Annotated in this window: 23 protein-coding genes and 1 tRNA gene; 4 read left to right on the top strand and 20 right to left on the bottom strand. The window is 67.1% G+C overall.

Annotated elements, in window-relative coordinates:
* Positions 1 to 77: 77 nt before the first annotated feature.
* Complete coding sequence (locus A7E77_RS11435) at positions 78 to 1,058, top strand: aldo/keto reductase (RefSeq protein ID WP_063688090.1); 981 nt, start codon at positions 78 to 80, stop codon at positions 1,056 to 1,058.
* 85 nt (positions 1,059 to 1,143) lie between these two features.
* Here A7E77_RS11435 and A7E77_RS11430 read toward each other — a convergent pair whose 3' ends face one another.
* On the bottom strand, positions 1,144 to 1,974 hold the full coding sequence (locus tag A7E77_RS11430; RefSeq protein ID WP_063688088.1) for a 23S rRNA (adenine(2030)-N(6))-methyltransferase RlmJ: 831 nt from the start codon (positions 1,972 to 1,974) through the stop codon (positions 1,144 to 1,146).
* Positions 1,975 to 2,147: 173 nt separating this feature from the next.
* On the bottom strand, positions 2,148 to 2,468 hold the full coding sequence (locus A7E77_RS11425; RefSeq protein ID WP_017978013.1) for a hypothetical protein: 321 nt from the start codon (positions 2,466 to 2,468) through the stop codon (positions 2,148 to 2,150).
* Positions 2,469 to 2,686: 218 nt separating this feature from the next.
* Between A7E77_RS11425 and A7E77_RS11420 the strand changes: the two genes are divergently transcribed.
* The gene (locus A7E77_RS11420) at positions 2,687 to 4,297 is read left to right on the top strand and encodes an ABC-F family ATP-binding cassette domain-containing protein (RefSeq protein WP_063688086.1); all 1,611 of its coding nucleotides are present in this window, start codon (positions 2,687 to 2,689) and stop codon (positions 4,295 to 4,297) included.
* A gap of 164 nt (positions 4,298 to 4,461) precedes the next feature.
* On the opposite strand, the gene A7E77_RS11415 is transcribed toward A7E77_RS11420, so the two are convergent.
* From A7E77_RS11415 to A7E77_RS11360, 11 genes are all read right to left on the bottom strand, one after another.
* Positions 4,462 to 5,991: a DUF4139 domain-containing protein gene (locus A7E77_RS11415; RefSeq protein ID WP_063688084.1), complete on the bottom strand. Its 1,530-nt coding sequence runs from the start codon at positions 5,989 to 5,991 to the stop codon at positions 4,462 to 4,464.
* Entirely contained in the window at positions 5,991 to 7,421 is a 1,431-nt protein-coding gene (locus tag A7E77_RS11410) for a DUF4139 domain-containing protein (RefSeq protein ID WP_063688082.1), read from the bottom strand. The genes A7E77_RS11415 and A7E77_RS11410 overlap by 1 nt, the downstream gene beginning before the upstream one ends.
* A 316-nt stretch (positions 7,422 to 7,737) precedes the next feature.
* Positions 7,738 to 8,400 (bottom strand): hypothetical protein, encoded by a 663-nt coding sequence (locus tag A7E77_RS11405; RefSeq protein ID WP_226341727.1) that lies wholly within the window; start codon positions 8,398 to 8,400, stop codon positions 7,738 to 7,740.
* Between the two features lie 57 nt (positions 8,401 to 8,457).
* Positions 8,458 to 9,033 carry a hypothetical protein gene (locus A7E77_RS11400; protein WP_063688080.1) on the bottom strand — a complete coding sequence of 192 codons (576 nt, stop codon included), beginning with the start codon at positions 9,031 to 9,033 and terminating at the stop codon, positions 8,458 to 8,460.
* Positions 9,034 to 10,063: 1,030 nt separating this feature from the next.
* On the bottom strand, positions 10,064 to 10,792 hold the full coding sequence (gene istB, locus A7E77_RS11390) for an IS21-like element helper ATPase IstB (protein ID WP_062127353.1): 729 nt from the start codon (positions 10,790 to 10,792) through the stop codon (positions 10,064 to 10,066).
* Positions 10,779 to 12,290, bottom strand: coding sequence for an IS21 family transposase (gene istA, locus A7E77_RS11385; RefSeq protein ID WP_010487546.1), 1,512 nt, complete (start codon positions 12,288 to 12,290; stop codon positions 10,779 to 10,781). The genes istB and istA overlap by 14 nt, the downstream gene beginning before the upstream one ends.
* Before the next feature lie 84 nt (positions 12,291 to 12,374).
* Positions 12,375 to 13,349: a relaxase/mobilization nuclease domain-containing protein gene (locus tag A7E77_RS11380; protein WP_063688077.1), complete on the bottom strand. Its 975-nt coding sequence runs from the start codon at positions 13,347 to 13,349 to the stop codon at positions 12,375 to 12,377.
* Positions 13,346 to 13,714 carry a hypothetical protein gene (locus tag A7E77_RS11375; protein WP_063688075.1) on the bottom strand — a complete coding sequence of 123 codons (369 nt, stop codon included), beginning with the start codon at positions 13,712 to 13,714 and terminating at the stop codon, positions 13,346 to 13,348. The genes A7E77_RS11380 and A7E77_RS11375 overlap by 4 nt, the downstream gene beginning before the upstream one ends.
* Positions 13,715 to 13,913: 199 nt before the next feature.
* Complete coding sequence (locus tag A7E77_RS11370) at positions 13,914 to 15,884, bottom strand: hypothetical protein (RefSeq protein WP_151895479.1); 1,971 nt, start codon at positions 15,882 to 15,884, stop codon at positions 13,914 to 13,916.
* A 130-nt stretch (positions 15,885 to 16,014) separates the two neighbouring features.
* Positions 16,015 to 16,089 (bottom strand) — tRNA-Gln (locus tag A7E77_RS11365).
* Between the two features lie 95 nt (positions 16,090 to 16,184).
* Positions 16,185 to 17,291 (bottom strand): branched-chain amino acid aminotransferase, encoded by a 1,107-nt coding sequence (locus A7E77_RS11360; protein WP_063688071.1) that lies wholly within the window; start codon positions 17,289 to 17,291, stop codon positions 16,185 to 16,187.
* A gap of 61 nt (positions 17,292 to 17,352) precedes the next feature.
* On the opposite strand from A7E77_RS11360, the gene A7E77_RS11355 reads away from it, so the two are divergent.
* On the top strand, positions 17,353 to 17,841 hold the full coding sequence (locus A7E77_RS11355) for a MarR family transcriptional regulator (RefSeq protein ID WP_043059068.1): 489 nt from the start codon (positions 17,353 to 17,355) through the stop codon (positions 17,839 to 17,841).
* Positions 17,842 to 17,870: 29 nt separating this feature from the next.
* Here A7E77_RS11355 and A7E77_RS11350 read toward each other — a convergent pair whose 3' ends face one another.
* The 5 genes from A7E77_RS11350 to A7E77_RS11330 all read right to left on the bottom strand — a co-directional run bounded on the left by A7E77_RS11350 (position 17,871) and on the right by A7E77_RS11330 (position 20,955).
* A complete protein-coding gene (locus A7E77_RS11350; RefSeq protein ID WP_078462282.1) occupies positions 17,871 to 18,662 on the bottom strand; it encodes a pyrroline-5-carboxylate reductase family protein in 792 nt (263 codons plus the stop codon).
* Between the two features lie 4 nt (positions 18,663 to 18,666).
* Entirely contained in the window at positions 18,667 to 19,170 is a 504-nt protein-coding gene (locus A7E77_RS11345; protein WP_017977954.1) for a YbjN domain-containing protein, read from the bottom strand.
* A 110-nt stretch (positions 19,171 to 19,280) separates the two neighbouring features.
* A complete protein-coding gene (locus A7E77_RS11340; protein ID WP_043059067.1) occupies positions 19,281 to 19,547 on the bottom strand; it encodes an accessory factor UbiK family protein in 267 nt (88 codons plus the stop codon).
* A 34-nt stretch (positions 19,548 to 19,581) separates the two neighbouring features.
* Positions 19,582 to 20,100 (bottom strand): TspO/MBR family protein, encoded by a 519-nt coding sequence (locus A7E77_RS11335; protein ID WP_063688069.1) that lies wholly within the window; start codon positions 20,098 to 20,100, stop codon positions 19,582 to 19,584.
* A 114-nt stretch (positions 20,101 to 20,214) separates the two neighbouring features.
* Positions 20,215 to 20,955 carry a TlyA family RNA methyltransferase gene (locus A7E77_RS11330; RefSeq protein WP_063688067.1) on the bottom strand — a complete coding sequence of 247 codons (741 nt, stop codon included), beginning with the start codon at positions 20,953 to 20,955 and terminating at the stop codon, positions 20,215 to 20,217.
* Positions 20,956 to 21,331: 376 nt separating this feature from the next.
* Here A7E77_RS11330 and A7E77_RS11325 point away from each other — a divergent pair, with 376 nt between their 5' ends.
* Positions 21,332 to 22,003 (top strand): RBBP9/YdeN family alpha/beta hydrolase, encoded by a 672-nt coding sequence (locus tag A7E77_RS11325; protein ID WP_017977950.1) that lies wholly within the window; start codon positions 21,332 to 21,334, stop codon positions 22,001 to 22,003.
* On the opposite strand, the gene A7E77_RS11320 is transcribed toward A7E77_RS11325, so the two are convergent.
* Both A7E77_RS11320 and A7E77_RS11315 read right to left on the bottom strand, forming a co-directional pair.
* Positions 22,004 to 22,414, bottom strand: coding sequence for a PIN domain-containing protein (locus A7E77_RS11320; protein WP_063688059.1), 411 nt, complete (start codon positions 22,412 to 22,414; stop codon positions 22,004 to 22,006).
* Positions 22,411 to 22,644, bottom strand: coding sequence for a hypothetical protein (locus A7E77_RS11315; protein ID WP_063688057.1), 234 nt, complete (start codon positions 22,642 to 22,644; stop codon positions 22,411 to 22,413). The genes A7E77_RS11320 and A7E77_RS11315 overlap by 4 nt, the downstream gene beginning before the upstream one ends.
* Positions 22,645 to 22,682: the final 38 nt, after the last annotated feature.

Raw genomic sequence — 22,682 nt, 5'->3', positions numbered from 1 at the left:
CCGCACCAACGACGATCGGCAGCGACACAATCGCCGCCCGTGCGTTGATGCGGCAAATTGAACAAGCGAGACGACCCATGGACTATATCAAGCTCGGCAACACCGGCCTCGACGTATCGCGGCTGTGCCTCGGCTGCATGACCTACGGCATTCCCGATCGCGGCAATCACGCCTGGACGCTGGACGAAGAGACGAGCCGCCCGCTCCTGCGCCAGGCGGTGGAGGCCGGGATCAACTTCTTCGACACGGCAAACGTCTATTCGGACGGCACATCGGAGGAAATCGTCGGCCGCGCGCTGAAGGACTTCACTCGCCGCGACGACGTGGTGATCGCGACCAAGGTCCATGGCCGCATGCGTCCCGGCCCGAACGGCGCCGGCCTCAGCCGCAAGGCGATCATGACAGAGATCGATGCCAGCCTCACCCGGCTTGGCACCGATTATGTCGACCTCTACCAGATTCACCGCTTCGACCATGACGTGCCGATCGAGGAAACGCTGGAGGCGCTGCACGACGTCGTGAAGGCGGGCAAGGCACGCTACATCGGTGCCTCATCGATGGCCGCCTGGCAGTTTGCGACGATGCTCCACGTGGCCGAGGCGAACGGCTGGACGCGCTTCTCGACCATGCAGGATTACGTCAACTTGCTCTATCGCGAGGAGGAGCGCGAGATGCTGCCGCTGTGCGCGGCGGAGGGGATCGGCGTGATCCCATGGAGTCCGCTCGCCCGCGGTCGGTTGACGCGGGACTGGGACGAGACCACCGCCCGCTCGGACACCGACGAATTCGGCCGCACGCTGTATGCCGCGACGCAGGAGGCGGACCGCAAGGTGGTCGAAACCGTCGCCGCCGTCGCCGCGGAGCGCGGCGTGCCCCGCGCGCAGGTCGCGCTCGCCTGGGTGCTCGCCAAGCCCGAGGTGTCGGCACCGATCGTCGGCGCGTCCAAGCCGGCACACCTCGATGACGCCATCGCCGCGCTCGACCTGGAGCTGTCGGACGACGAGATCGCCCGGCTGGAGACGCCGTACGTGCCGCATGCGGTGGTCGGCTTCTCATGACCGCGCATCCGGGCGGATCAACCGGCGTCCATTAAACTTGGTCGTTCAGCGCAGCCCTACCGTCGCCGAGCAGCCGGCGCGGTAATCAGCCGCGCAGCCAGTTGGCCGTGATCTCGCCGTCATGCCCCTCCGGCGCCAGCACGGTGCGCAGCGCCTCCAGCAGCGGCGGCAGCGCCTGGGTGAAGGCGTAGGGCGGATTGATGATGAACAGGCCGGCGCCGTTGTAGATGCCGGGCTGATCCTCGTCGTACAGCCAATGCTCCACCGTCAGGAATTTCGGGATGGCGAGCCTGTGCAGCTGTTCCTTCCACCGCGAATGCGTGGCGCGGTCTTTCAGCGGATACCAGATCACGGTCACGCCATGCGCCCATTTGCGATGGGCGGCGGCAAGGGTCGTGACGATCCGGTCGCGTTCGTCGGTCTGCTCATAGGGCGGGTCGACCACCACCACACCGCGTGCGGTGCGGGGCGGGACCATCGCCAGCCAGAATTCGTAGGCGTCGCGCTCGTGCACGGCCGCGGGCGTATCGCGCATCGCCCGGCGTAGCGTGCGGACATCCTCGGGATGTTTCTCGTTCAGGATCAGGACGTCCTGCGGGCGTAGCAGCTGCGCCAGAAACCGCGGCGACCCGGGGTAGAGGTTTGGCTCGGCCGCGCCATTCACTGCTTGTACGGCGGCACGATAGTCGTCCAGCAATGGGGTCTGGTCGGCAAAGGCCCGCATTACGCCGTGCACGGATTCGCCGGTGCGCAGGGCATCCTCGCCGAACAGGTCGTACAGCCCGCAGCCGGCATGGGTGTCGATCAAGGTCAGCGGGGTCTGTTTCTGCTGCAAAGCCTGCACCAGCGCGATCAGCAGACTGTGCTTGACCACATCGGCGCTGTTACCCGCATGAAAGGAATGGCGATAATTCACGGCGACGCTAGTTCCTGACGATCCACCCCATATGCGCCGCGACAGGTGGCGCCGCGCAAGGCGGCCGCTGTAACCCATCGGGCACGAATGGAAAGCGATCGGACCGGCCGCGGGCTACGGCTGGCTTTCGCGGTCAGGCAGGATCGCGGTCGTGTCCCGCCCGCATCGACCGCTCAATTGCCTTCGGCATCGACCGAAAACACCATCGGCTTGCCCCGCGACGTCGGCTCCCACCCCGCCGACAGAGCGGCTCGCACGCATCGCGAGATCGTCGCGTCATCCAGTTGCAGACGACCGCGCGGCAAGCCTTTCAACAACCGCTTGGGCGGCGGAAATTCCACCCAGGCTTCGCGCTTGGCATCGCGTTGCAGCAGCGCGATCGTCATGCCCTTCCACCCTTCGTCGTCCGACTGATGCGGTTCACGTTGCAGGTGCCATTCATAGGTGGCGCCATCGACCAGGACGACGCCGTCGGTGCTATGCGATTTGGACATGCCGGCGGCTCTAGCATGCAATCCCGGTCAGGGCACGACTGCCACGGCGCGTGGAATATGCGCCGTGGCTGTTGGCGACGCCTGCGGTCCTCGTCTGGCGCCAGGTGACGCAGGCGTCGCCATCGACTATATCGGTGGCGAGACCGAAGGAGCCACGACCATGAACGACCGGAAGATCAGCGCCACCCGCCCTGCCCTTTCCGTCCGCCACGGTGTCTATGTCGAGCTTCCTCACCCTCTCTCATCTCTCCGCCGCCACGCCTGACGGCCGACCGCTCTTCCAAGACTTGACCCTGTCTGTCGGTGCGGAGCGCATCGGCCTGGTCGGGCGCAACGGATCGGGCAAGTCGACGCTGCTGCACATCGTCGCAGGCGAAACGCTTCCCGTGTCCGGCACAGTCCACCGCACGGGCACGGTCGATCGGCTTGCCCAGCATTGGCATGACGGGGACAGCGTCGCCGAAGCGCTCGGCGTCCACGCCGCACTGTCGATCCTGGCACGGATCGAAGCCGGGGATGGCACCGCCACGGACTTCGACACCGCCGACTGGACGCTGCCGGCCACGATCGACGCCGCGCTCGCCGATGTCGGCCTGGACGGCATTGCCCTGGAGCGCCCGATGGGAAGCCTGTCCGGCGGCGAGCGGACGCGGGTCGGCATGGCCCGGCTGGCGATCGCCAAGCCCGACCTGTTGCTGCTCGACGAACCGACCAACAATCTCGACGCCGAAGGCCGAGCCGCCATCGAACGCTGGATCGCGGGCTGGCGTGGCGGCCTGTTGGTCGCCAGCCATGATCGCGCATTGCTCGAAAACATGGACCGCATCGTCGAATTGAGCCCGATCGGCAATCGCATCGTCGGCGGCGGCTGGTCGGCCTTCGCGGCGGCACGCGATGCCGAACGGTCCCGTGTGGAGGCCGAACAGACCCGCACCGATGCCGCCCTTCGCACCACCCGCCTGGCCGCCCAATCCGCGCGCGAGGCCAAGGACCGGCGCGACAAGGCCGGGCGCAGCTTCGCCGCCAAGGGATCGGAGCCGAAGATCCTGCTCGGCCGCCAAGCCGAGCGCGCCGAGAACAGCAGTGGGCACGGCCGCCGCCTCGCCGAACGGCAGATCGAGGAAGCCGTGCAAGCCCGCGCATCTGCCCAGGCACGGGTCGAGGTGCTGACGCCGCTCACGATCGACCTCCCCGCCACCGGCCTCCCGGCGCAGGCCGAGATACTCTCGATCGAGCACGCGACCGTCGCTTATGGCGATCGACGTTTCGGCCCCTGGACGCTGACGATCCGCGGACCGGAACGAGTCGCGCTGACCGGCCATAACGGCGCCGGAAAATCGACCCTGCTCGGCCTCGCCAAGGGCGATCTCGCCCCGGCCAGCGGTACGGTTCGCCGACGCGCCGATCGGATCGCCATGCTCGACCAGCATGTCGGCCTGCTCGACGCCGCCGACACCATCGTCGGCAACTTGCGCCGCCTCCACCCCACACTGGACGACGAGGCGGTCCACGCCGCCTGCGCGCGCTTCGCCTTTCGCAACCGTGACGCGCAGCGGGTCGTCGGCACGCTGTCGGGTGGGGAGCGGCTCCGGGCGGGATTGGCCGCCGCCCTCTCCGGCCCGCAGCCGCCCTGGCTGCTGATCCTCGACGAGCCGACCAACCACCTCGACATCGAGTCGATCGAGATTCTGGAGCGCGCCCTGCAACGGTTCGACGGCGCACTGCTCGTGGTCAGCCACGACGCTCGCTTCCTTCGTGCGATCGGCGTCGAGCGGTCTATGGCCGTCACCAACGTCACGACGGATACGGCCCCGCCCAAGCCCGGTTAGCCCATCGCAAGGCAACCGGCGCGCGGACGGATATTCCGCGACATCCCCAACGACGTCTATCGCGCACAGGCGAGGCTGGCGCCGATCTGCTCCGCCGTGGTCGCATCGTCCCCCGCCAGCAGGAACCTCATCGGCCGAGATGCCCCGTCACCCGCACCCCGCGGCTAGCGCTGGCAGCGGTCCCAGCAATAGCGATAGCGCAATTCGGCAGTGCCGCCTGCCGGGACGACAACCGACCAGGTGTGGGCACCGTCGACGATCGGCAACGTCGCGTCGATCGCCTCGATCCGCTGGCCGGCAGTGCCGATCGGCACGTCGACCGACGCAGGGGCAGCACCGGCATTGGTCAGCACCACCCGCATAATGTCGGCAGAAATAGGCTCCTGCATGATCGCCACCTGCGGGCTGATGCCTGCGGCAATGCGAAACGACTCCCCCTCCGCTCGGTCCGTCAACGCACCCTGACCGAGCAGCAGTCGCTCGCCGTTGCGCGTGGCATAGACCGCGGTGCTGCCCGCCGGCAGCGGCAGGCCAAGGCCGGCGTCACGGCGGTTGCGCAGCGCGAGGACGATTCGGGTCGGCGCGCTCGCGACGGGCTGTCCGGGATAGAGGCGAGCGCGATACCGTCGATCGAAGGGAACGCCGGCGCGGGACAAGAGCGCGACCTGCTTCTGCGCGCGCGGCGCGACGGTGACGCGCATCGGCACGCGGTAGAGCTTGAGGTCGCCGAGGTTCTCCGGTGCCGGCGGTGCAGGTGCCGGCTCCGGTGCCGGCGGCGGCGGCGGCGGAGGCGGCGCTGCCATTCGGAAACCGGTGACGACGATGTCGTCGGCCTGCTCGAACGTCTCCTCAGGCAGATCGGACGTCGTCGTGCCGAGCGGATAACAGGACAGCGACAGCGCTGCGACGGCGCGCTCGATCCCCGGCGTCCAGACGCGGTTGAGGCGACCCGCCACCGCGCTGAGCTGCGCGTCGGGGAAGCGCTCGGGATTGGCGTTGGCGAGCGTCAGCCAGGCGAACAGGTCGAGCGTACGGCCGTCGGGCGCGACGGTGGCGACATAGCTCGAACGCCAGTCGAAGCCGCTGGCGAGGTAGCTCAGCTTTACGGTGACGGTGCGCGCCACCGCGCTGACCGTCGCGACGCTGAGCACGGGCTTCGCCGATAGTCCGCCGGGCACGCCGGCGAAGCTCAGCCGCTCGGGCAAGCCCGAACAGCGCAGCGTCTCGATCCCGGCGCGCGTCTTCAGCACGACGCCTCTCGCGGGACCGGCGACGATCGTCGCCTGTTCGGAAACCCGGCGGCCGGTGGCGCGATCCGTGTGCGTCAGCGTCACGGTGCGGCCCAACGTGCCGTCGATCAGCGAGGCAGGCGACAGCAGGCGCGCGTCGCGGTTCTTTTCGATGACGCCGCCGGGCAACCCCTCGACCACCGCGCTCACCGGCACGATGCCCTCGGCGACGCCCTCGAAGCGCAGCGTCGATGCGCCCTTCGGCACGGCGATGCGGCGGGTTTCGGTGACCAGCGCGAAGCCTTGGAGATAGCCGAGGTTCATCGCGCCTTGGCCGTAGGGCGCGCGATAGACGGTCAGCGCGACGGCTGCGGGCGCCGGCGACGTCACGACGACTGGCGTCACAGGCGGAGGTGCGGCGCCGATCGCGATGAACGCCGGCAAGACCATCAGCAGCGCACGCATCAGTAACGCGTGTCGAAGATCGCGGTGACCACCGCCTCCCCATTGGCGGGAACCGGCACCTGCCACGTCGCGCTGCCGGCATTGGGCCGCTCGCTCTTGCGGCTCTCGTCAATGATCCGCGTGTCGGACCAGTCGAGGCCCGATTGCACGAGCTCGACCGTCACGGCGCGCGGCCGCGCATTGGTCAGCGTGTAGCGCATGCGCGTCCGCCACCGGTCGCCGCCCAGCCGGGTACGTTCGACCACGGCAGGCTGCACCTTCACGTCGAAGGCGTCGCCGGTCGGCAGCGCGATCGTCGACCCTTGCGGCGTGTGCTCGATGCGGTTCTCGCCGGTAAATTGCGGCTGGCCGCGCGCATCGCGGATGTAGACACGCACCGTGCCGGCCGGCAGCGCATCGCCGACCCCGCCGGTGCCGCCGCGATTGGAGAAGCGCAGCACGCTCTGCGCGCTGCGCGGGGCGTCGGCCGTGCCGAGCCAACCGTTGTCGAAGCGATAGCCCGAGCTGGCAGCAACGCCCTTCACGTCGAGGAAGCTGACCTGTTTGGTCTGCTTGTCGGCGATCGTCGTCCGCTCGGCGAGCGGGTAGAGGTAATAGTCGCCAAGCTGCTCGCGCGCCGACGTCTCGGTGCCGGCCTGGGTGCGCACCGGCCGCCGGGGGCGAACCGGGGCGTCGTCCTCATCGTTCGCGCTGCCCACCTCGCCTGCGACGAGCAGGGTTTTGGCATTGGTGAAGGTGGTCCCGGTCGTGTTGCGCAGCGTCACCCAGCCCTGCACGTCGATCGTGCCGGCCTTGTCGTCGAACAGCGCGACATAGTCGGCGCTCCAGCCGAGGCCGCGGGTGAGATAGGACAGCGTCGCAGGCCGCGTTCCCGATCGCGCACTCGCCAGCGTCACCGACAGGGTCGGGCGCGCACGCAGCGATTCCGGCACGCGGTCGAACACCGCACGCACCGGCAGGCCGTCGTCGCGCAGCACCTCGATCCGCCCGTCAATGTCGAGGACGACACCGCCGTTCACCGCCAGCACCCGCGCGCGCTCGCGCGTTTCGGCACCGGTGGCGGGGTTGGTGCGGACGAGCGTGATCGTCTCGCCTACCGCCTTTTCCATCAGGCTCGACGGGCTGAGCAGATCATAGTCGAAATTCTGTTCGACGATGCCGGCGTCGGGCATCGTCAGCGACACCGTCTCGGGCCGGATCTGGGCGCTGACATCCGGGAAGGACTGGCGGACGCGGCCGGCCGCGAGGGTGAGCTGGCGGACGTCCTGCACCAGCGCGACGTCGCCATTGTAGATCGTGACCGACACGTCGCCCTGCGCGCTGCCCGCCCCCGGGACCGCGGCGGGGGACGGCACGGTCGTCGGCGATACCTGCGCGCCCGCGCCCGTCGGCAGGGCGAGCAGTCCAGCGATCATCCACCCGTTCCGCATGTCTCGTCTCCCCCCGGCGCTTCGCCGCGGAGCATGCGATGGCGACGGCGTCGGTGCAACGCGTAAACGTCAGGCGATGGGCAGCGGCGTCGTCGTTACGGCGACGCGGGCAAGACCGTCGTCGCTCATGGCGCCGTTCGACTATACCACATTTGCCTGCATACGGCCGGTGGCATCGGCGAAACGGTCGAGCGAATGGCGGAAGATCAACACCGAAGCGACGTCGCGCGGCCATCACTGCGTCGCGTCTCAAGCGATATCCCTTACGAGCGCAGATGATGGCCAACGATGTGCGAGCGCATATCCAGCCAACCTTTCATTTCCTCATCAATGGCACTTCGCTTCCGATCGACGGCGATGCGCCCGCTGGCGGAGCGTTCACGGTCGATTGCGACCGCAGCATCTTCGCCGCCTCGGCGCGGATCGCGGCCTGCACCTGCGGGCTGGTGAGGTCGACGGGGCCGCTATACTGGTTGCCGGGTATCGCACGGCTGTTCGCGACGAGCGCCGCGGGGCGCGCCGGCGAGCCGTCCGCGAGTTTGTAACGCGTGGCCATCGCCCCCGGGCAGACCTCTCCCGTGGCTGCGAAAAAGGCATCCGCGCTTTTGATGTCCTGGCACATGCGCGCTACCGCGACATTGTCGAAGCCCATGGCATGCCACGCGGCCGCATCGGACCGGCGCTGGCACCCCTCGTCGCTCTTGCCGACGTTGATGTTGAAGGCGATGGGGCCGCCCGCAGCGCCGCCGCCGCTGCCGATCAGGCACGGATTGGCACCGCCGAAATAACTGCCCTGGGCGCTCGGCGTCGTCCATGTGTGCCCGCCGTAGACGACCTCCTGCCGTGTGGGAACGTCGGTCTGCGGCCCGGTGATGGCCATGACGTTGACCGTATTGCTCGACTGCGCCTCCATTTGCTGCGCCGTGGCGCTCAGTGGCAGGAGCGCGAGAACGGCGGCTGGACCCAGGACACGTTTCATCTTCCCTCTCCCTCTTCAAGAAATGGGGTGGCGGCCGCGCCACCCCGAGTTGGTCGATCAATCGACGTCCCAGCCGAGCGAGCCGAAGCCGAAGGCGGTGGCACCTGCCGCCCCGGCCATCGTCCAGTCGGTCGAGGTGAGGTTGAACTGGTCGGAGTGGGTCGCGTCGAACGAGCTGACCAGTTTGAAGTCCGCGGTGCTCTGGCCGAAGTTCATGACCTGCATGTTGAGCGCCGCCGAACCGCCGGTCAGACCACCGTACAGGCCCGCATTGAAGCTAGTCGTGGTGATGGTGCCGTTGTTCGCCGCATCGATGTTCGCGGCGATCGACGATCCGGACGTACCGACGCCGCCGACCACGGCATAGCTCGACCCGGCCGGCACGCTGCTGATGTTCATCGTGCCGCCGAAGCCGCTGCCGGACGATGCCGAGATGTTGCGGGTGACATCGACGCTGAGCGCCTGATTGTTCGTCCCGCTCACTGCCGAGGTATCGATGGCGCCGTTGGTGAAGCCGCCGACACCGATGCCGATGCCGGCGCCGCCGGTCACCGTGCCCGATGTCTGCGCTGCGGCGGGCACGGCGATCGCGAATGCAAGAACCGACAGCGAACTGTAGATAGCTTTCTTCATGGCAAGTGCTCCTGTTGACCAACTGTCGTTGGGTGAACGGCCGGCGAAGGGGTCGCCGTCCGGCCTGGAACACACCGCGCGGATCGGCGGGCCGCACGATGACGGACAGGCAGATCCCGCGGCAATGCACCGCGCGCGACGACCGCGTCCGTGACGACCGCCGCAGATCTTCGGGTTTCCTTTCGATCGGCAGTGCCGCTCGCACCTGGGGGAGGTGCGAGCGACGACCGCCGGGATTCAGGACGGAAGTGGCTGTCGTCCTGATCGGCCAGCCATCGTGGCCACGCCGGACACCACGCGGGGGGCTTTGGGGCAAGCCCGGCGATCCCGGAACCGATCCGGCAGGATGGCGCCCGGCCGCCCACGACGGTCGGCACGGGCGTCCACCCTGAAGGCGGGCATCAGCCGGCCGTGCCGATCGTCAGTTTTCCCTTCCACCGCCCGATGCAAAACTGTGTCCGGCATGACGCACCTCCTGCCGCTATCGCTACGACCGCCAGGGCCTCCCGAACATTCGCGCGATTAGGGATCACCCCGCCGCATGCGATCCGTATTGTTTCGGAATTGCTGGACATGCCGCTCCGGCAGCAGGGTGCGCCCGGGGGCGGACGCTGGCTCGTCCCGCTTATGAACCGCCTATGCGAGGAGCGTCGCATCATGTCCGTCGAAGCATCGCCGGTCTATCTGACGATCCAGTGGAAGGACCTGCCCGCATCCATCCGGATAACGGACCACGCGGACGGCGCGATACGGTCCGGTCGGTTGCACGATGGCGGCCTGGACGCGGCGTCGCGATTGCCTGTCACGATCCCCGCGACCACGGACGACGGCCGGATCGTCAGTCTCTCCATCACGTCTGTCAATCGGCGTCCAAAAAGGACCCCCTATCGGCGTGCAAAAGGGACCCCCTTCGTCGAGCAGCGTAACGGGTATGACGGGCGCACTGTTCGTGCTGGTTGCGGCGTAGGGCGGGCGTAGCCCGACCGGAGGCGCAACCAGCACGAAGCGTTCTCTGCCGGTGCCCCAGGCTTCAGCTTCGATGTTTGAAGCGCCAGCTGTCGTTGCCGGTTTCGACGATGTCGCAATGGTGGGTAATGCGGTCGAGCAGCGCGGTGGTCATCTTGGGGTCGCCAAAGACGGTCGGCCACTCACCAAAGGCCAGGTTGGTGGTGACGATGACCGAGGTCTTCTCGTAGAGCTTGCTGACGAGGTGGAAGAGCAGTTGACCGCCCGAGCGTGCAAACGGCAGGTAGCCAAGCTCGTCGAGCACCACGAGATCGAGGCGCGAAAGCTGGGCCGCCAGCGTGCCGGCCTTGCCGAGGCGCGTTTCCTCCTCGAGCCGGTTCACCAGGTCCACTGTGTTGAAGTAGCGTCCGCGGGCGCCGGCTCGTACCACATTGGCAGTGATGGCGGTGGCGAGATGCGTCTTGCCGGTACCCGTTCCACCGACCAGCACGACGTTGCGTTGGCCCGGAAGAAACGAGCCGCTGTACAGCGAGCGCACCAGTCCCTCGTTGATGGGAGTGTCGCCGAAGACGAAGGCGTCGAGGTCCTTCACCGCGGGTAACCTGGCGGCCGACATCCGGTAACGGACCGAGGCTGCATGGCGGTGCGTCGCCTCGGCACGCAGCAGGTCGGTCAGGACCTCCATGGTCGTGCGCTTGCGCTGGAGACCGGTAGTGACCGCCTCGTCGAAGGCGCCAGCCATGCCCTTCAGCCCCAACTCGGCCATGGCCGTCATCATCTCATGCCGCTGCATGGAGACCTCGCAGGCTGTCATAGCGGTTGCAGTCGGCACGGGGCGGATGGCGCAGCGCCAGATCTTCTGGCGTGACAATAGTCAGCGGTCGCGGCGGTTCGCGCCGGCGGGCCAGGATGTTGACGATGACGTCGTCGCTGGCGACGCCGGCCAGCAATGCTTCGCGCACGGCCACTTCTACCGCCTCCAGCCCGTCGTCGAGCACCGCTGCCAGCACCCGCACGAACCGCCGGTCGGCATCGTCGCCGGTGCCAAGCTTGCGCCGCAGTCGTGCCAGCGCAGGCGGCAACTCCCAGCCCTGGAACGGTGCGCCGTTGCGCAGGGCACCCGGCTTGGTCACCAGCACCGGCAGATAGTGCCACGGGTCGTAGATGGTCCGGTCGCGGCCGAAGAACCGGGGATGGTCGGCGACGACTTCACCGTCGCAGCGCACGACGATGCGGTCGGCATAGGCGCGGACCTGGACGGCACGTCGCACCACCCTGGCAGAAACGGAATAGCGGTTGCGCTCGAAGCTGATGAGGCATGTGCCGCTTACCGCATGCTCGCTCTCGTGGAAGCCGTCGAAGGGTGCGACAACAGGCTGGAGCACCGCCCGTTCTGCTGCCCATGCCTGGGCGACTGTCAGCTCCTTCTGCTCGGGATGCTGGTGCAACTCTGCCCAGCGCCGACACTCCGCCTCCAGCCAGCCGTTCAACTCCTCGAGGCCGGTAAATCGCAGGCGCGGCTGGAAGAAGCGACCGCGTGCGGTCTGCACCTGGTTCTCGACCTGACCTTTCTCCCAGCCCGACGCCGGCGAGCAGGCGGTCGGCTCGACCATGTAATGGTTGGCCATGACCAGGAAGCGACGGTTGAAGACCCGCTCCTTGCCGGTGAACACGCTCGTCACCGCCGTCTTCATGTTGTCGTAGATGCCGCGCGTCGGCACGCCTCCGAAGAAAGCAAACGCCCGTGCATGCGCGTCGAACAGCATCTCCTGTGTCTCGCGGGGATAGGCCCGCACATACATTGCCCGCGACGCGCACAGCCGGACATGCGCGACCTTCACGCGCATCGGCTTGCCCGAGATCTCGACGTCCTCGTGGCTCCAGTCGAACTGGTAAGCCTCGCCCGGCCGGAACAGCAGCGGGATGAACGCCGGCGCATTCATCACGTCGCGACGCTGCGCCTGCCGCCAGCGCGCCGCATAACGGCGAACCGCGTCGTACGAGCCATCGAACCCCTCGCGTAGCAGCAGGTCGTGGATGCGCGTGAGGCGCAGCTTCTCGCGCCGCGGCCGTGCCTCATCTTCCTCCAGCAACGCATCCAGTCGCGCCTGAAACGGCCCCAGCTTCGGCAGCGGCTGCACCTCTCGCCGATAACCCATGTCCGCTTCCGGCGCCCGGATCGCCTTGCGCACCACCTTGCGCGACAGGTGCAGGTCCCGCGCTATCGCCTTGATGGCCTTGCCCGACGCGTGCTCGCGCCGGATCCTCAACACCGTCTCCAATACCAGCATCCCGATCTCGCCGCCTGACACACCGCCAAGCGAACAGCCTAGAACACCAGGATGAGGGGTCCCTTTTCGACGCCGATCACCCCGCTAACGGGGTCCCTTTTCCACGCCGATCCACAGGGGATTACGCGGTACGTCACGAATCGTCTCACTGCGTGGCTCAAATGGACCGAGACGTTTCTCTACCTGGGTCCGGGTGATCGCTCGATCGATGCTGGACGCTTTCACGCGTTCGTCATCGACCGTGAGGGTCACCCCATTGGTACCGACGATGTCGTAGCGAATACCGACCTCCGCCAACGTGGCATGCAGGTCGCTCCACGATCGGGCAGCCTTGATGCGTGGTACCGCGTCCTCCTGCACAATCCGCTGTGCAGAGCGATAGCCGGTCCGGTTCTCGAACGCCGTCGCCTTCGGACTAACCGGCTTGCGTCCCTCCTTTCGTTTTGCTGCGGCACTGGCCGCCGTAACCAGCCTGCCGTTCACGACGCTATATCGCGCGTCGGCCTCCGCCTGCCATCCGAACTGATCGACAATCAAAGCGATCGCTTGATGCGCCGCTTCGCGGGTGAAACCGTCGTTGATTTCAACCATCCGCTCCGACAGCGGATCGTATCGATTGAGTGCCAGATGGACGTGCCGATTATCGGTGTCGCCGTGGCAGGCATAGATGCAAGGCTGGTTATCGACGCCGAGGTGCTCGAGGAACATCGCCACTGTCTCGTCGATCTCTGCAGGCGTCGGAAGTTCGCCCTCGCGCCAGCTGAGCAGCCAGTGATCGATCGGATTGGGACTGCGGCTTGCCATCTGAGCGATGGCGATCATTTCAGCGCGTTGCCCGGCGATATCCGTGCTGACGAAGTTGCGTGCACCGATATGGAAAAGGCGCTCTCCTTTCGTATCGCCCAGCCCCTCGCGAAGCATGTAGGCGACCTGATAATCCTTCTCAGCGCTCTGCTTTTCAGGCTGTCGAAGATAGTCGACGAGATTGCGGGCGTGCCTCGCCCGCTCGATGGTCGCGTTGCGTCCGGCAGGCCGTGCCGGAATATGCTTCACGATCACGACGCGAGCGCCCCGTCGCTAGCATCGTCTAGATCGACGGTCAGGCCCCCGATCGCCGCGCATATGTCACCAAGCGTGTCTGCGACGATCATGGCATCAATGTCTGTCTTCTCGGCCAACTCCTGAATACGTCGCCCAAGCACATGGAGGACGGCTATCTCTCGAAGCGCGTCCCGATCGCGCAAGCCGCCGTCAAACAGGCGTTTTCGGACGTACTTCGATATGCCGATTTCACCTGCCTCTTGAACGAGCAGCCGCTTCTCCTCGGCCGTGACACGGATGTTGATGCTCTCGCCAGTTTTTGCGCGCGGCGCGCGCTTCCCGCGTGGCTTACGGCTTGGCCGGTCGGTCGCGACCTTGCTCATTTCTCTGCCCCTGCGACAAGCCATCGGCGCGGAGCGGGTCCGCCCCGGCGAACTGTGGTGTTGTACACCACCCATCCTGCTACCTCTTTTCCTCGCTCGGCATTGCGAAGGTGAGAGCCGGAGCGCATCCTCTTCTCCTTATTGGTGCGCACCCCTCTTCTTCTTTTCTGCTCAGCCCGCCGGGGCTGCCTGAAGCGCGTCATGCGCGGTCCCCTTTGGCGCGCGTCGGGCGCGCCTGCCGCATGTTTGGCGGTAAAAGGCGGATGGTCCGCTGGTCGGCCAGATGGCCGGTAACGATCGGGATCTTCGCCACCGTGGCCTTGAGCTTCTCGAGCGAGGCGCGCCCCGGATAGCGGGTCATGCCCTCGCCACCGGTCCCCTTGTGGCCGAGCAGATCGTTGCGGAACTCGATGAACACCTCCTGGTCCTTCAACTCGTCCGAGACGGTGTGGCGGGCGGAGTGCATCGCCTGACCGCGCTTCCGGTCTGGCACGCTCGGCGCGATATAGATCCACCACAGCTTGTAAAAGACATCGCCCAGCTTCCGCTTGGTATCGCCGCCGGGCACAAACTCGGGGAACAGCAGCGTCTCGCCAGCCGCGCGCATCGCCTCGACATAGCGGAGGAAGCCAAGCCGGATCAGCTCATCGGCGATGACGATCACGCGCCGGGCGGACTTGTTCTTGATCCGCCCGGTGATGGTCGGGCGGATCAGCAGATAGTCGATGCCATGCCGCTCCTCGACATCGTCGAGCATCAGCTTGGCCAATTCTTCGCGGCGCGCGCCGGTGTACCAGACGAGCAGCAGCAGATAGAACAAGCCATCGTGGATGACCTTGGAGCCGGGCTTCAGTCGCTCCTCAACGCCCACGCAGCCCGTCCATGGCGGCAGGCGGAAGATCGCCTCGCCCTGTTCCCGCGTGTAGCGCAGCCGCGCTTCGCGTTCGTCCTTGTCGATTGGGGCCGTGAACTCACCGAAGTCGATCGGTTCGGCGATGGGCACCGCCTTGCGCGTGAAGCTGTGGATCTGGCCCAATTTGTTGAAATGCTTGTTGGCGGTGCCGGTGGACAAGCCTATCTGATCCATCGGTACATCGCCCGTCTCAACTCGATCGGCGAACACGGCCGCCGCCTGTTCCAGGCTCTGCCCGAGGTCGTGGTCGCCAGCCGCCTTGCCATAGTTGACGGAGAGCCGGTCGAACCATTTGTCGAGCTTGACGATGTCCGCCTTGGTGACCCGCCACATCGGCGTGCCGGGCGACAACGACTTCTGCAGCAGCACGGCGGCCCAGCGGATCTGGCGCAGCGTCTGTTCGCCGACGCTGTCCTTCTCACGCTTGCCGCCCTTGCGATGCTCCAGCAGGCGGGGCGTCGTGGCGATCATTCGCTCCGCTGCCTCGACTGGGGTGCAATGCAGCCAGTCCTCTGGCACCGCCGGAGCCATACCGACCGGCGCCGGATGGATGCCGGCGACCGGAGAAGGCGATGGCTGCGCCGGTGCAGGCGTGGCCGAACTGTTAGGGGCCACCGTCCTGGGCGTGGCCGCGCCTCGAAGCTGCGCCTCTGCGGCGGCATAGACGTCGCGGTACGCCGGGTAGAGGGCTAGCTCCAGCATCCAGCGCAGCCGGTCATCGACTGCGAAACCCGCAGCGGCGAGATGGCGATCGATCTCGTCTCGCCGGATCAGGCTAACGCCACGCTCCTCGCGCATCGCGATGATGGAGCGCAGATCGGCGATCCGCTGCGCGCTCCAGCCCTCCGCGTCCAGTTTGCGCTCTTCGGCCGGTAGGAAGGACATATGGCCGCCCTGGTTCTTCAGGCGCTCGAAATAATCGATGAAGGCGAGATTGGCGGCTGAGTGGTTCTCGACATCGTATGGCGTCGATCGCTGCAAGGTGCAGACCTCGGCTAGGCGCTCCTCGTACATCGCCTTGGCGATCGCCTGGAGCTCCTGCTCGGTGATATTGGTCTTCTGCCTGGCCCGCCTGTCGAGCATCTCCAGCACCCTCGGCGTCACCGCCGTGAGCGCCGCCCCCATGTTGCGCGCTGCCTTCCGGTCGGTGGTCCGCAGCGACAGCCGAACATCTAGGGTGCCATTATCCAATAAACGGTGAATTCGGCGCCACCAGAAAATGTGCCCGCGCCGGTAAACGTGTTGAAGACAGTCCAAAACCGCGGCCTTCCCGGCCAGCGCATTGGCACAATCCGATGCACAATTGTGCAGGTGCCAACAGCCGACCCTGATAGTCAGCCAGCATCTTCAAACACTTAGCAGCCAATTGGCTGGGATTTCAGGCAGATGGCTGGGGCGGCAGGATTCGAACCTGCGTATGACGGTACCAAAAACCGTTGCCTTACCGCTTGGCGACGCCCCACCGGGAGGCGCGCCTTATAGCCGGCGGGCGGCGTGTGAAAAGCCCCAACACGCCGGGTTTTCGCGTGAAAGCCACGAAAACCCGGCCGCGCGTCCTTAATCCAACCGTTCGAGCCAGCCGTGCGGGTCGGCGGCGCGGCCGCGCTGGATCGCCGACAGCGCGTCGAGCATGCGCTGCGTCAGCTGGCCGGTGCCGCCGCTGCCGATGGTGAAGCGACCGGTCGCTTCCACCACCTGGCCGATCGGGGTGAGGACCGCGGCGGTGCCGCAGGCGAAGGCTTCGGTCAGGCGGCCGCTCGCGGCGTCGGCGCGCCACTGGTCGATGCCATAGAGCTCTTCGCGCACCGTCAGGCCCTGGTCGCGAGCGATGCGGATGATCGAATCGCGGGTGATGCCGGGCAGGATCGTGCCGGTCAGCGGCGGGGTGACCATCGATCCGTCGTCGAACACGAAGAAGACGTTCATGCCGCCCAGTTCCTCGACCCAGCGGCGCTCGACCGCGTCGAGGAACACGACCTGGTCGCACCCTTGCGCGATCGCTTCCGACTGCGCGGCGAGGCTGGCGGCGTAATTACCGCCGCACTTCGCCTCGCCCGTACCGCCGGGCGCGGCGCGCGTGTAATTCTGGCTGACCCAGATCGATACCGCGCGCGCGCCACCCTTCCAATAGGCGCCGACGGAGGATGCGATGACCATGTAGAGATATTCGGCGGAGGGCTTCACGCCCAGGAACGCTTCGCTCGCATACATGAAGGGGCGAAGGTACAGCGCGCCGCCGTCGATCTGGGGGAACCAGTCGCGCTCGGTCCGGACCAATTGGCGGCACGATTCGAGGAACAGGTCTTCGGGCAGTTCGGGCATCGCGAGGCGCCGCGCGCTGTTGTTGAAGCGGCGCGCGTTCGCGTCGGGACGGAACAGCGCCATGCCGCCGTCATCCAGACGATAGGCCTTCAGCCCTTCGAAAATCTCCTGCGCATAATGCAGCACCGCGGTGGACGGATCGACCGTCACCGGCGCGCGCGCGGTGATGACGGCGTCGTGCCAGCCCTGCCCCTCGGTGTAGCGGATCACCGCCATATGGTCGGTGAAGACGCGGCCGAACCCCGGATCGACCAGCCGCGCCGCGCGCTCGTTGGCGTCCACCGGCGTGGTGCTGGGATCGAAGCGAAAAGCGGCCGACCCGGCCGTCGAAGGCGCATTCATTTGATTTCTCTCAGACATCAGGGGTTGCAGACGCGTAGGGACGGTGGCTAAACCGGTCAATATGGCTGCCCCAGTGTCCTCCGCATCCGCGCAATTCCTGCGTGAACCCGAACTCCGTCGTGGCATGGAACTGCTGTATTTCGGCCATAGCCATCTCACGCGCTCCATCGACCAGGGGCTTGCCGCCCAGGGATTGGGCCGCGCGCACCACCGTGCCTTGTATTTCATCGCCCGCAAGCCCGATCTGACGGTCAGCGAGCTGCTGGCGATGCTAGCGATCACCAAGCAATCGCTGGGTCGCGTACTCAACGAGCTGAGCGACCGCAAGCTCGTCACCGCCCGGCCCGGCGAACGCGACCGCCGCCAGCGGCTGCTGCGTTTGACCACGGAGGGGGCGCAGCTCGAAAGCGACCTGTTCGAGGCGGTGCGGATCAAGATGGCGCAGGCCTATCAGGCCGCCGGCCAGGAGGCGGTGTCGGGCTATTGGGCGGTGCTGGAGGGCATGATCCCCGAGGCCGAGCGCGCCAACATCCAGAAGCTGGGGCTCTAACCCGCACGCCCTATCGGCCCCGCGGCCGTTCAGCGCGTTTCGGCCGCCATCTCGCGGTTCCGGCGCGCCGAGGCGGCCAGCGTATCGGTCAGCAGTGCGACCAACCCGTCGGCACGGTCGAGCACGTTCAGCCCCTGCCGCGTCGATCCGCCCGGGCTCGCCACGCGATCGGCGAGCGTCGCAGGCGGAGCATCGGCGTCGGCCGCCATGACCGCGGCGCCCTCCAGCGTCGCGAGCGCCAACCGCGCCGCCTGATCCGCCGGCAACCCCAGTGCCGCCCCCGCCTGCGCCAACGCATCGGCGAAGCGGAACACGAAGCCCGGTCCGCAGCCCGCCAGCGCGGTCACGTCGTCGAACCGCGCTTCGTCGGCGATCCATTCGACATGGCCCAACGGTCTCATCCAGGCGGTCACCTCGTCGCGCACGCTTGCGTCCGCGCTCGAGGAATGGAGCGCCACCACGCCCTTGCCGATCGCGACAGGCAGGTTCGGCATCGCGCGCACCACCGCCCCGGCGCGGCACAGCGGCGCCAGCGTCGCTTCCTCCACCCCGGCCAGGATCGACGCGAGCAGCCGCGGCGCATGGCCCGCGATCGCACCGCCCGACAGGCTGCGCAGCTGTTGCGGCTTCAGCCCGAGCAGGATGACGTCATACGCCCCCTCCTCCGCCGCCGGCACCGCGGGCACGACGCGGACGCCATCGGGCATCGCACGGCCGCTGGGGCTGACGACGGTGACGTCACGCGCCTCCATGCCGGCCGCGAGCCAGCGGCGCAGCATCGCGCCGCCCATATTGCCGGCGCCGATCATCAGCAGCTTCACCGCCTCAGGCCTCGCCCTGCGTCTCGATCAGCGCGGCAGCCAGCGCCTCGCGCGGGGTCTTGCCGCCCCACAGGACGAACTGGAACACCGGGTAGAAGCGCTCGCACTCCTCGATCGCCGATTCGACCAGCAGCTCTGCCGCACCCAGCGACATCGTGCCTTCGTCCTCGCCGTCGATCATCGCCGCATGCCGATACAGCAGCACGCCCGAGGACGACCAAAGCTCGAAATGGCCGATCCACAATTGTTCGTTGACCAGCCCGATCGCCTCATAGACGCCGCCACGCCGATCGTCGGTCACCTTGATGTCGGGGAAGGCGAGGAATTGCAGGACGCTGTCGTCCTCACGCCACAGCGCGCGCAATTCGTAGGTGGTCCAGCTGCCCTTGACCGTCGCGACGATCTCGTCGTCATGCCGCTCATGCTCCCAGCCATGCGCGGCGTAATAGGCCTCGAGCATGTCGATGGGGGCGGCGGGATCGGTATCGTGTTCGGCGGAATCGAGCATTATCGTGCCCCTTATCGCACGACGAGGCTGCCGAGGCAAAAAGCCCCATGCAACCCGGTCGTGGACAAGCCTGTCGATAAAGCTGTGGAAAAGTGGGTTGGACGCCCCAATCAGGCAACCGGCGCCGCACTGGTGGCAAGCTTCGCCTCCAGCGCATCGATCCGGGCCTTCAGCGCGTCATTTTCGTCGCGGGCGGCGACGGCCATCGCCTTCACCACCTCGAACTCGTCGCGGCTGACGAAATCGAGCCCGCCGATCCATTCGCGCATCCGGGCGCGCGCGCCCGATTCCGCCTCACGCCCCACGCCGGCGAGCGTGCCGGCGGCGCCGTTCATCAGCTTCACGAAATCATCGAACAGGCGGTTGTCGGACTGCATATCTTCGGTTCCCGGCACATAAGCGTGCGTATCGTCACAGCATCTGGGACGTGTGCGCCCCCGGCACAAGGGTTTCCGCACCGGGGTTGAGCTGGCCGATCCGCCAGGTCAGCACGCCGGCAAAACTGATCCACACCATATAGGGCACCATCAGCCACGCCGCAGCGGTGCGAATCCGTCCGAACAGCACCGTCGTGACGATCGACAAAAGCAGCATCGCGACGATCACGACCAATGCCGCGCCGATACGATGCGCCCCGAAGAACAGCGGCGTCCAAGCAAGATTGAGGGCGAACTGCACCGCGAATACCGCCAGCGCCAGCCCCCGCCCGCGGGCGCCGCGCGCATGTAGGATCAGCGCGACCGCAAGGCCCAGCAGGATGTACAGCGACGTCCAGGCGACCGGAAACACCCAGCCCGGCGGCGTCAGCTCGGGCTTTTGCAGCGCGACGTACCAGCTGTTCTCCGACCCCGCCGGCACGGCACGGCCCGAGGCGAAGCCCAGCAGCAGGATCAGCGGCACGGTCACGATCGCCCAGCGCAGAAACGACATTCGCAGCTGACCCTTGGACGCAATCCCGCTCACCGACGCTTCCTCCGCATGCCTTTCGCGCCCCTTGTCGCGTGACGGCCCGTTCGTAAAGCGTCCGTTACGATTATCGTTCCGTCATGGCCCGTTTCGGGATGCCGCAACCAGAAATTCGATATTGCCTTCGGGCCCGGTGATCGGACTTTCGGTGACGCCCGCGACACTCCAGCCGCTTGCCTCCAGCCAGGCGACCACGTCGTCGCACACCCGCGCATGTACGGCGGGATCGCGCACGACGCCGCCCTTGCCCACCTCCTCGCGCCCCGCCTCGAACTGGGGCTTGATGAGGGCCAGCAGGCGCGCGCCCTCCCGCGCGAAGGTCATCGGCCGTTCCAGCACCTTGGACAGGCCGATGAAGCTCGCATCGCACACGATCAGGTCGACGGGCTCGGGGATATGCGCCTCGGTCAGGATGCGTGCGCTGGTCTGTTCGTGGACGATCACGCGCGGGTCCTGGCGCAGTTTCCACGCAAGCTGGTTGGTGCCGCTGTCGACCGCATAGACGCGCGCCGCGCCACGGGTCAGCAGGACATCGGTGAAGCCGCCCGTCGACGATCCCACGTCGATCGCCACCGCGTCGGTCACGTCCCACCCGACATGGTCCAGGCCGTGCGCCAGCTTGATCCCCCCGCGCGACACCCAGGGATGATCGCGCCCACGCACCTCGATCGGCGCATCCACGGGCAGCGCCTGCCCCGGCTTGTCGACCTTGCGCGTGTCGACGAACACGAGGCCGGCCATGATCAGCGCCTGCGCCCGCGTCTTCGATTCGGCGAGCCCGCGGTCCACGAGCAACTGGTCGGCACGGATCTTCGCCATCAGGGCTCCGTAGCGAGGGCACCGCCCGGCGTCACGCCCCCTGCTGTGCGAGGCACCCCCGCCCCCCGTCATTCCTGGGCAGTCGCCCACCCCTGCCCCATCCGTCATTCCCGCGAAGGCGGGAATCCAGACGCGCTACCGTCCCGATTCCATCGCGAATGTCAGAGGTTATGGATTCCCGCCTACGCGGGAATGACGGCCCCCGGAGCATGCAGAGCCCCCTCCCGCTCCACCCGTCGCATCCCGCCCTCCATCAGCCGCGACTCTATTGCCTATAGGAATAGTAGGATTACCTTGCCTGTCGGGAAGCATGACCGTACGGCGTGTCCCGATACGCCGGCCGGCCCCGCTGTCCCCCATTGGAGGGAGATGCAGCATGACCGGATTTTCCCATTACGACGCGACCTTGCCGACCATCCTGACCGTGCCCGGGCTCGGCGGCTCCGGGCCTTCGCACTGGCAAACCTTGTGGGAGGAGGCGCGGCCCGACACCGTCCGCGTCGAACTCGGCATGTGGCATACGCCGCACCGCAACGCCTGGGTGACGAAGCTCGACCAGGCGATCGCCCGCGCCGAAGCCCCCGTCATCCTCGCCGCGCACAGCCTCGGCTGCCTTGCGGTGGCGTGGTGGGCGGAATTGTCGCCGCAACCCTATGGCTGGCCGGTGGCCGGCGCGCTGCTCGTCGCGCCTGCGGACGTCGACCGCCCGAACGCGCCCGACGAATTGCGTGGCTTCGCGCCGACGCCGAAGACGCCCCTGCCCTTCCCGTCGATCGTCGTCGCGTCGAGTGACGATCCGTGGATCACCATCGACCGTGCGCACAGCCTCGCGGCGCAATGGGGCAGTCATTTCGTCGACGCCGGGCCGCAGGGCCATCTCAACGCCGCGAGCGGGGTCGGCTGGTGGCGAGAAGGGCAGGAACTGCTCGACCGCGTGATCGCCGCCGGCACCGACGGGCACGGCCATGCCCGCTCCCCCGGCGATGCCCGCTCGATCCTGGCGATCAACGCGACCGACGCCGCGCAGACGCACTATCTCGGCCGATAGCTATCCCGCGACGGGCGCAAACGGATTCACGATCCGCACGCGCCCGTCGATGACGAGGCCGTCGTGCATATCCTCGGAATAGAGCGTGTCGCACTCCGCCGTCAGCGCCGCCGCGGCGATCATCGCATCGTAGACTGACAGCCGATAGCGTTCGGCGAGGCGCAGGCCGAGGTGGTGGAGGTCTGGCGTCAGCGTGATGATCGTCGGGCAGCGAAACGTCACGGCCTGTGTCGCGCGGGTGATCTGCTCCCAGGTCCATCGCCGTTTGCGCAGCAGAACATTGGCCAGTTCGTTCAACGACTGCACGCTGATCGCGCCGCCGTCGTCCAGCAATCGCGATGCAACGGCGCCCCGCGCGTCCTCGTCGAAGGTGTAGACGAGAATATTCGTATCGAAGAAGGCGCGGGTCACCGCGCGTTCGCTTCCTCCCGATCGAACTTATACCCGGGCGGGAGCGGGTTGGTGCCGCGCAACTCGCGGATCGTGCCCATTGCCCACCGCCGCTGTTCCTCCGTCACAGGAATGGTAATCGGATTCGATTTGGCGACCTTTACCTGGTCGCCCTCATGCAGCCCCAGCGCCGCGACGACATCGTCGGGCACCTGCACCACATAACCGTCGGCGGTCTTCTCGAGCTTCATGGCACGTCGCATACCACGAAACCGGCCGCCGTGCGAGC

The sequence above is a fragment of the Sphingomonas sp. NIC1 genome (assembly GCF_001638925.1).
In the GTDB taxonomy this organism is placed as follows: Bacteria; Pseudomonadota; Alphaproteobacteria; order Sphingomonadales; family Sphingomonadaceae; genus Sphingomonas; species Sphingomonas aquatilis.
This window is presented reverse-complemented; position numbering and strand designations above follow the sequence as displayed.

Bases quoted from the DNA above. Each gene is read 5' to 3' on its own strand.
- A7E77_RS11420 (WP_063688086.1), top strand. From the start codon at position 2,687: ATGTCGAGCTTCCTCACCCTCTCTCATCTCTCCGCCGCCACGCCTGAC.
- A7E77_RS11425 (WP_017978013.1), bottom strand. From the start codon at position 2,468: ATGTCCAAATCGCATAGCACCGACGGCGTCGTCCTGGTCGATGGCGCC.
- A7E77_RS11375 (WP_063688075.1), bottom strand. From the start codon at position 13,714: ATGAGCAAGGTCGCGACCGACCGGCCAAGCCGTAAGCCACGCGGGAAG.
- istA (WP_010487546.1), bottom strand. From the start codon at position 12,290: ATGCTGGTATTGGAGACGGTGTTGAGGATCCGGCGCGAGCACGCGTCG.
- A7E77_RS11410 (WP_063688082.1), bottom strand. From the start codon at position 7,421: ATGCGGAACGGGTGGATGATCGCTGGACTGCTCGCCCTGCCGACGGGC.
- A7E77_RS11435 (WP_063688090.1), top strand. From the start codon at position 78: ATGGACTATATCAAGCTCGGCAACACCGGCCTCGACGTATCGCGGCTG.
- A7E77_RS11405 (WP_226341727.1), bottom strand. From the start codon at position 8,400: ATGAAACGTGTCCTGGGTCCAGCCGCCGTTCTCGCGCTCCTGCCACTG.
- A7E77_RS11315 (WP_063688057.1), bottom strand. From the start codon at position 22,644: ATGAAGCTCGAGAAGACCGCCGACGGTTATGTGGTGCAGGTGCCCGAC.
- A7E77_RS11360 (WP_063688071.1), bottom strand. From the start codon at position 17,291: ATGAATGCGCCTTCGACGGCCGGGTCGGCCGCTTTTCGCTTCGATCCC.
- A7E77_RS11400 (WP_063688080.1), bottom strand. From the start codon at position 9,033: ATGAAGAAAGCTATCTACAGTTCGCTGTCGGTTCTTGCATTCGCGATC.
- A7E77_RS11415 (WP_063688084.1), bottom strand. From the start codon at position 5,991: ATGCGTGCGCTGCTGATGGTCTTGCCGGCGTTCATCGCGATCGGCGCC.
- istB (WP_062127353.1), bottom strand. From the start codon at position 10,792: ATGCAGCGGCATGAGATGATGACGGCCATGGCCGAGTTGGGGCTGAAG.
- A7E77_RS11325 (WP_017977950.1), top strand. From the start codon at position 21,332: ATGACCGGATTTTCCCATTACGACGCGACCTTGCCGACCATCCTGACC.
- A7E77_RS11355 (WP_043059068.1), top strand. From the start codon at position 17,353: ATGGCTGCCCCAGTGTCCTCCGCATCCGCGCAATTCCTGCGTGAACCC.
- A7E77_RS11345 (WP_017977954.1), bottom strand. From the start codon at position 19,170: ATGCTCGATTCCGCCGAACACGATACCGATCCCGCCGCCCCCATCGAC.
- A7E77_RS11340 (WP_043059067.1), bottom strand. From the start codon at position 19,547: ATGCAGTCCGACAACCGCCTGTTCGATGATTTCGTGAAGCTGATGAAC.
- A7E77_RS11330 (WP_063688067.1), bottom strand. From the start codon at position 20,955: ATGGCGAAGATCCGTGCCGACCAGTTGCTCGTGGACCGCGGGCTCGCC.
- A7E77_RS11335 (WP_063688069.1), bottom strand. From the start codon at position 20,100: ATGTCGTTTCTGCGCTGGGCGATCGTGACCGTGCCGCTGATCCTGCTG.